This window comes from Pseudomonas putida, assembly GCF_030159595.1.
In the GTDB taxonomy this organism is placed as follows: Bacteria; Pseudomonadota; Gammaproteobacteria; order Pseudomonadales; family Pseudomonadaceae; genus Aquipseudomonas; species Aquipseudomonas putida_AC.
In genome coordinates this window covers 282,358-288,357 of record NZ_BSKJ01000009.1, presented here as the reverse complement: position 1 = coordinate 288,357, position 6,000 = coordinate 282,358, and the positions used below count along the sequence as shown (strand labels likewise).

4 protein-coding genes are annotated in these 6,000 nt (G+C 62.7%); 1 reads left to right on the top strand and 3 read right to left on the bottom strand.

Going from position 1 to position 6,000, the window contains the following annotated elements; translation table 11 throughout:
* The first annotated feature begins 275 nt into the window (after window positions 1-275).
* The gene (locus QQL85_RS20735; protein WP_284357224.1) at window positions 276-1,112 is read left to right on the top strand and encodes a DUF2242 domain-containing protein; all 837 of its coding nucleotides are present in this window, start codon (window positions 276-278) and stop codon (window positions 1,110-1,112) included.
* Window positions 1,113-1,383: 271 nt separating this feature from the next.
* Here QQL85_RS20735 and QQL85_RS20730 read toward each other — a convergent pair whose 3' ends face one another.
* The 3 genes from QQL85_RS20730 to QQL85_RS20720 form a co-directional block, all read right to left on the bottom strand.
* Window positions 1,384-2,424 carry an AraC family transcriptional regulator gene (locus QQL85_RS20730; RefSeq protein ID WP_284357223.1) on the bottom strand — a complete coding sequence of 347 codons (1,041 nt, stop codon included), beginning with the start codon at window positions 2,422-2,424 and terminating at the stop codon, window positions 1,384-1,386.
* 4 nt (window positions 2,425-2,428) lie between these two features.
* The gene (locus QQL85_RS20725; protein WP_284357222.1) at window positions 2,429-3,547 is read right to left on the bottom strand and encodes a nitrilase-related carbon-nitrogen hydrolase; all 1,119 of its coding nucleotides are present in this window, start codon (window positions 3,545-3,547) and stop codon (window positions 2,429-2,431) included.
* A gap of 115 nt (window positions 3,548-3,662) precedes the next feature.
* Window positions 3,663-5,900 (bottom strand): TonB-dependent siderophore receptor, encoded by a 2,238-nt coding sequence (locus QQL85_RS20720; protein ID WP_284357221.1) that lies wholly within the window; start codon window positions 5,898-5,900, stop codon window positions 3,663-3,665.
* Window positions 5,901-6,000 lie beyond the last annotated feature (100 nt).

Below are 6,000 nucleotides of genomic sequence, written 5' to 3'. Positions count from 1 at the left end.
CAGCGGTAGTTCAGTCGGTTAGAATACCGGCCTGTCACGCCGGGGGTCGCGGGTTCGAGTCCCGTCCGCTGCGCCATCTTCGCCTCAAGGCCCCATGAACGCCTTGAAGCACGAGAAAGCGACCTTAAGGTCGCTTTTTTCGTTTCTGCGGCTGAGAATTCCCGGCCTTTACCCAGATTTACACCAACCTGACAGGTTCTTCACCGACCAGTGGTTCCTGTGTCTGCCTGCTGTGTTGCACAATAGGCACCTTCTCGACATACCCGGAATTCGCAATGACCAGATCTTCCGTCTTTGGTGCGCTCGGGCTGGCCCTGGTGCTGGCGGGCGTGACCGGTTGTTCCTCGAAAAAAACGGCCGTGTACGAGCACGAGAACTTCGATGACTCGGGCACCTTCTCGCGCAGCTTCCCGGTGAGCGATGCCGGCTCTTGCGAGGCCGCTCGGCGCGCCTTGCTCAGCCAGGGCTACATCATCACCAGCAGCGGCGCCAACCAGGTGGTAGGCAACAAGAGCTTCCAGCAGAACAGCGAGAACCACCTGCAAATCAGCTTCAACGTGACCTGTGCGCCGGATGTGAGCGACGAGCAGCGCTCGACCATGTTCGCCAACGCCCTGCAGGACCGTTATGCGCTGAAAAAGTCCAACACCTCTGCCAGCCTGGGGGTGGGCGTGCTGGGTTCGGTGTCGATGCCGATCGGCTCCAGCGATGATTCGATGGTCAAGGTGGCCAGCGAGACGGTGACGGCAGCGCAGTTCTATGACCGCTATTTCGCCCTGGTTGAGAGTTACCTGCCCAAGCCGAAAAAGGTTGCCAAGGCCAAGGCCGAGGCGCCCAAGGTCGAGAAACCGGCGCTTGATCTTGGGCTTCCGGAGCAGGCTGCGGCTAGCCCTGTTGCCCCGGCCCCGGCCCCGGCCCCGGCCACTGCGCCTGTGGCTGAAGTTGCACCAGCACCAGCGGCTGCGGCCGTTGCCCCGGCCAGTGAAGCGGTAGCGGCACCGGCGGTGAATGACAGCCAGGGGTCGCAGCCGGTGGCACCACCTACGGAGGCTGCTCCGATTCAGGTGCAGCAGGATGCACAGCCTGCCGAGGTAGCGGCACCCTCCCTATGATGGGTCGTCTGCACTGGCCCTTTCGCGGGTACAGGCAGCGTACATCCCCTGTTACAGACGCTCCGCGATAACTTCCCGAACACCTGCTACGTTTACAACTCGTAAGCTTGTCATCATTTTTTCACCTCACCTGCTTAGGTTGAAGGCGACACCTACGAAGACAAAATGAGTAAAGAGGACGCAGGGCTATGGATGAATACCAGGAAGAACTACTCGAAACCCAGGCTTACGAACTGGACACCCCGGAACCGGCTGACGACGCTACCGAGCTTTAGCCCACCCGCCGCTGGCTGCGGCGGAACTCCCCAGGTGTAAGGCCCGTCCAGCGCTTGAACGCGCGCTGGAAGGCCTCGGCCGATGCAAACCCCAACAGGTAGGCAATCTCACCAAAGGCCAGCGCTGTATCACGGATGTACGTCTCGGCCAGGTCGCGCCGTGTTTCATTGAGCAAGTCGCGAAAGCGCGTGCCTTCCTCGGCCAGCTTGCGCCGCAGTGTCCAGGTCGGCAGCTGCAGGTGCAGCGCCACTTCTTCCAGGTCAGGTTCACGGCCGCCATTGAGCAGCGGGCCCAGCAGGTGGGTGATGCGCTCGCCCAGACTGCGCACCCGTGTGCGCTGCAGCATTTCAGCATCACACAGCTGCAGCAGGTGCTGCCAGGTGCTCGGGCAATGCATGGGGTTGGCCAGCTGCAGCGTGGCGCGGCTCAGGCGCAGCCGGTTGCCGTCGGCGGCGAACTGCACGGGCGTGCTGCAGAGCGGTTGGTAGCGCGCGGCATAGGCGGGGGCGGCAAACTCGATGTCCAGGCGTTCGGCCTGCACCGGGGTGCCTGCCAGGTCGGCTAGCTGGGCCAGCCAGCCCGCGAGCAGCGAGTCGACCACAAAGCGGTTGTAGGCGTTGTAGGGGCTGATGGAGTAGAAGTGCAGCCAGGCGCCCTGGGCGTCTTCATGAAAGCTGGAGTGGCCACGGTAGTTGGCTGCGTACAACGGCTCAAAGCGCAACAGGGTGCGCGCTGCTTCGCCAATAGTAGGGGCCTGGGCGGCGGTGACCCCGGCCAGGCCGGCATGCGCCAGGCGGCTCAGGCGCCCCATGTGCAGGCCCAGCGCGGGCTCGCCGCACAGTTCGATGGCGGCATGGCCAAGGTGCATGTAGCGTGGGATCGACAAGCGTGCGCCGGCTTCGGCCAGGCGCGGCCCATCCAGGCCATAGCGCAGCAGCAGCGGTTCGGGGGCGTGGCCAAGCTCGCGCAGGGCTTCGCTCAGCGGCTGGACAAAGCCAACCGACAGGTCGCCCAGGCGCACGCGGGGACGGGTCATGGGGTTACAGCCACAGGTTCAACAAGCGGGCACCTGGGCTGGGGTTGCCCACCAGCAATTCACCTGCCTGGTAGGCGAAACCTTGGCCATCGCTGCCCTGTTCCCAGAATTGCCCGCGCATGAACACGCTCATGCTGCTGACGCTACCCCCAGCTGCCTCGGTCAGGCGTTGCCAGGCCGTCTGTTCGCTGACTTCGCCACGCTGCAGCGGCAGCCCGGCGCTTGCATCCTGGTGACGGTTGCCGCGCCATGGCGCTAGCCAGCTGCCCTTACCGCTTAGAAACACCGGGTTGGCGACCAGTTGTACGGCTTGCTTAGCCAGCTGCTGGTGGTTTTGCGGGTACCAGCTGTCACTGCCCACCAGCACGCCCAAGCGCCCGGCGGGGGTTTGCACGACCTGCAGCGGTTGCTGGCGGCCATCATGGACATAGCGGCGCATTTCGCTGTCGGGGAACTGCTGGTGCTGTGGCTGGCCCAGTAGCGAGCCGTCACCGGCAAACACCATGCTGCTGTTGAACAGCGGGCCGCTACCAGCGTGCAGTACGCCTTGTTTCACATAGGGTGCAGGCAGCACGATGGAACCGGCCACCAGGGTAACGCCGAATTCCTTGGCCAGGCCGCCGAACAGTTGCTGGTAGTCTGCGGCCATTTGTTCGGCCTTCATGCGCAGGTGCGCGTCGGCGCGCCAGTCGTCGCCGTCGGCGCCCAGCATCGCCAGGCCGTAGCGCAGCGGGTTGCTCAGCTCCAGCCATTGCAGGGCTTCGCGGCTTTGCGTGACCTGGTACAGCTCGTTCTTTTCCCCACGCGCCCACAGCCAGGTGCCGATGTGCTCCGGCAGCACGACCACCGTGCGCGGCCCCACCAACCCTTGGGTGCGGGCCTGCTCCAGGTACGCAGCGAGCTTGCGGTGCAAACGTTGCAGGTTCTGGTAATCGCCCGGGTACAGCAACGGCTCGACGCCCAGCAGGTTGCCGTGCTCGCCCGGTACGCCATGGTTCAGCGCCAGTTCTATACGCAGGTCGGAAAGGTAATGGCCTTCCGGGCGCTGTTGGGTCCAGAAGCCGTAGCCGCAGAGGGCGGCGAGGAAGACCAGCGCCAAAGCGCCAGTAAGCAGTTTTCGCATTGGCCGTGTCTATTCAGTTGGAACTGTGACAAGGGTACGAGCAAACCGGCGCCCAGCGGAAGGTCAATTGTGCGATTTGGTTGTACCGGGGCCGCAACCGGCCCCGGCGGCGGCATCAGAACTTGCCGCTCAGGCTGACCAGGAAGCTGCGTGGTTCGCCGTACAGGTTGCCATAGCCGGTCGAAGACACGGTGCTGTAGTAGGTTTTGTCGAACAGGTTGTTGGCGTTCAGGGCCAGCGTCCAGTGCTCGTCCAGATCGAACGCGGCACGCGCCGAGTAGATGGCATAGCCGCTTTCCACGAAGGAGTAGTCCAGCGATTCGCTGCCGCCCAAAGGCACCACGGTGCCCGATTCGCTGTGCTCGCTCTGGGCGATCACCCCAGCGCCAAGGCTCAGTGCCGGCAGGCGCTGGAAGCGGTAGTCGGTCCACAGCTTGAACAGGTGGCGCGGGGTATGGGTGCTGAAGCGGGCATCGCCTTCACGCTTGTTCTCGTTGGCGTTGTAGGTATAGCCCAACGCCACTTGCAGCCCAGGCAGCACTTCGCCGTTCAGTTCCAGTTCGAAGCCCTGACTCAGCTGGTAGCCATTGCCGACATAGCAGCATGAGGTGACAGACCCCCACTGACGTGGGTAGTCGGGATCGATCTGGCCTTCGCCCTTCTTCTCGATACGGTACAAGGCAAAGCTGGCCAGCAGCTTGCCGTCAGCCAGTTCCTGCTTGATGCCGACCTCGTAGTTGGTGCCGGTCAACGGCTCCAGGGCCTTGCTGCCTGGCGGCGGGCCTTGCAGCTTGGTGGCCTGCGACTTGTAGATTTCGGCGTGGCTGGCATACAGGCTGGTGGTTTCGCTGAGGTCGTAGACGATGCCGTAGTACGGTACGAACTGGCGGTCCTCATCGATGGAGTTGAGCTTCTGGCCGTTGGCGCCGACATACTCGGTGTCTTCCATGAGCGTATAGCGGCCACCGATGATCAGCGACAGGTCGTCCACCGGGCGGATGCGCAGCGAGGTATAAGCCCCTGCCTTGCGCACATCGGTGCTGGTGTCCGGGAAGTTCTCCGCCGTGGGGAAGCGGTCCGGCAGGGTTGGCGAGAAGATCAGGTCGTCGTAAAGGAAGTTCCAGTAGCTGCCGCCACGGCTTTTCAGCTTGCTGCCGTCCACCCCCACGGTCAGGTCGTGCATGTGGCCGAACGCGTCGAACGAGCCTTGCAGGTTCAGGTCCAGGGTGGTGTTGGTGGTTTTGAAATCATGCTGGTTGTTCCACCACGAACCACCGGTACCGGTAACCGGGTCGATGGGGTTTTCCAACTCCACCACGTTCTGCGCGTTGCGGTTGATGTTGTGGCGCACATTGGCCACGGCTTTCCAGTTGTCGCTCAGTTGCTGGTCGAGGCGGGCGAACACCGTGGTGTTCTCGATATCGTTCCAGCTCCAGGGCGTGGTCAGGTTGGTGCTGCGTGACAAGCCCAGGTCGCTGCCGTCGGAGAAGCGTCCCAGTGTGTTGCGCACGCCCTTGAGGTCGTCGCGCTGGTGGCTGGCACCGAAGAACAGCAGGGTATCGTCGCTGGCATCGAACTCGAACGACACATAATTGAGGTTGCGTTTCTTGTGGTCGTAGTCGACGAAGTTGTGTTTGTCTTCCAGTACGCCTACATAGCGCCCGCGCAGGCGACCGTCCATTGCCAGGGGGCCGGTTACGTCGAACTCGCCGCGGTAGTTGTCCCAGCTGCCGGCCGAGGTGAGTGTCTTGACCTGTGGCACCGCCAGCGGGCGCTTGTAGCTGAAGTTGATCACGCCGCCCGGTTCGCCTGCGCCGTACAAGCCGTCGGCACCGCGCAACAGGCCGACGCTGTCGAACTGGGCAAGGTCTTCGTAGCGGCTGCTGTCGAGCATGCTCGAAGTGGCACCGCCCTCGTAGCGCACATCATTGATTTCGAAGCCTCGTGACACATAGGTGTTCTTGGCCCACGCCTCCTTGCGGGTAACACCCGTCATCTGGTTCATCACCTGGTCCATGTTGCGCAATTGCTGGTCCTGCAGGCGCTGATCGGTGATGACGGTTACCGATTGCGGGATTTCGCGCAGTTTCTGCGGCCCCTTGCCGCCCATGGTGGTGGTGCCCGGTGCATAGCTGCCGGTGTTTTCCGTGCTGGCGCCCAGCCACTGGCTTTCGACGTTGGTGGCGGACAGCTCCAATGGGGGTGCGACGTGATTGCCGCCTTCCTTGGCAGCCTCCTGTGTCGTCAGGGCCAGTGTTTCGGCGCGCAGTACGCCGGTTGGCAGTGCTGCGGCGACGCCGAGGCACAGGTGCAGTGACAGGGGAGACAGCCGGGTGAGGCGGGTTTTGACCATGAAGGCAACATCCAATTGGTAGTTATTATCGGATGCGAATTATTTACAATTGATTTACGTTTTCAATACGCTCGTGAAAATATTTTTACAATTCATGACG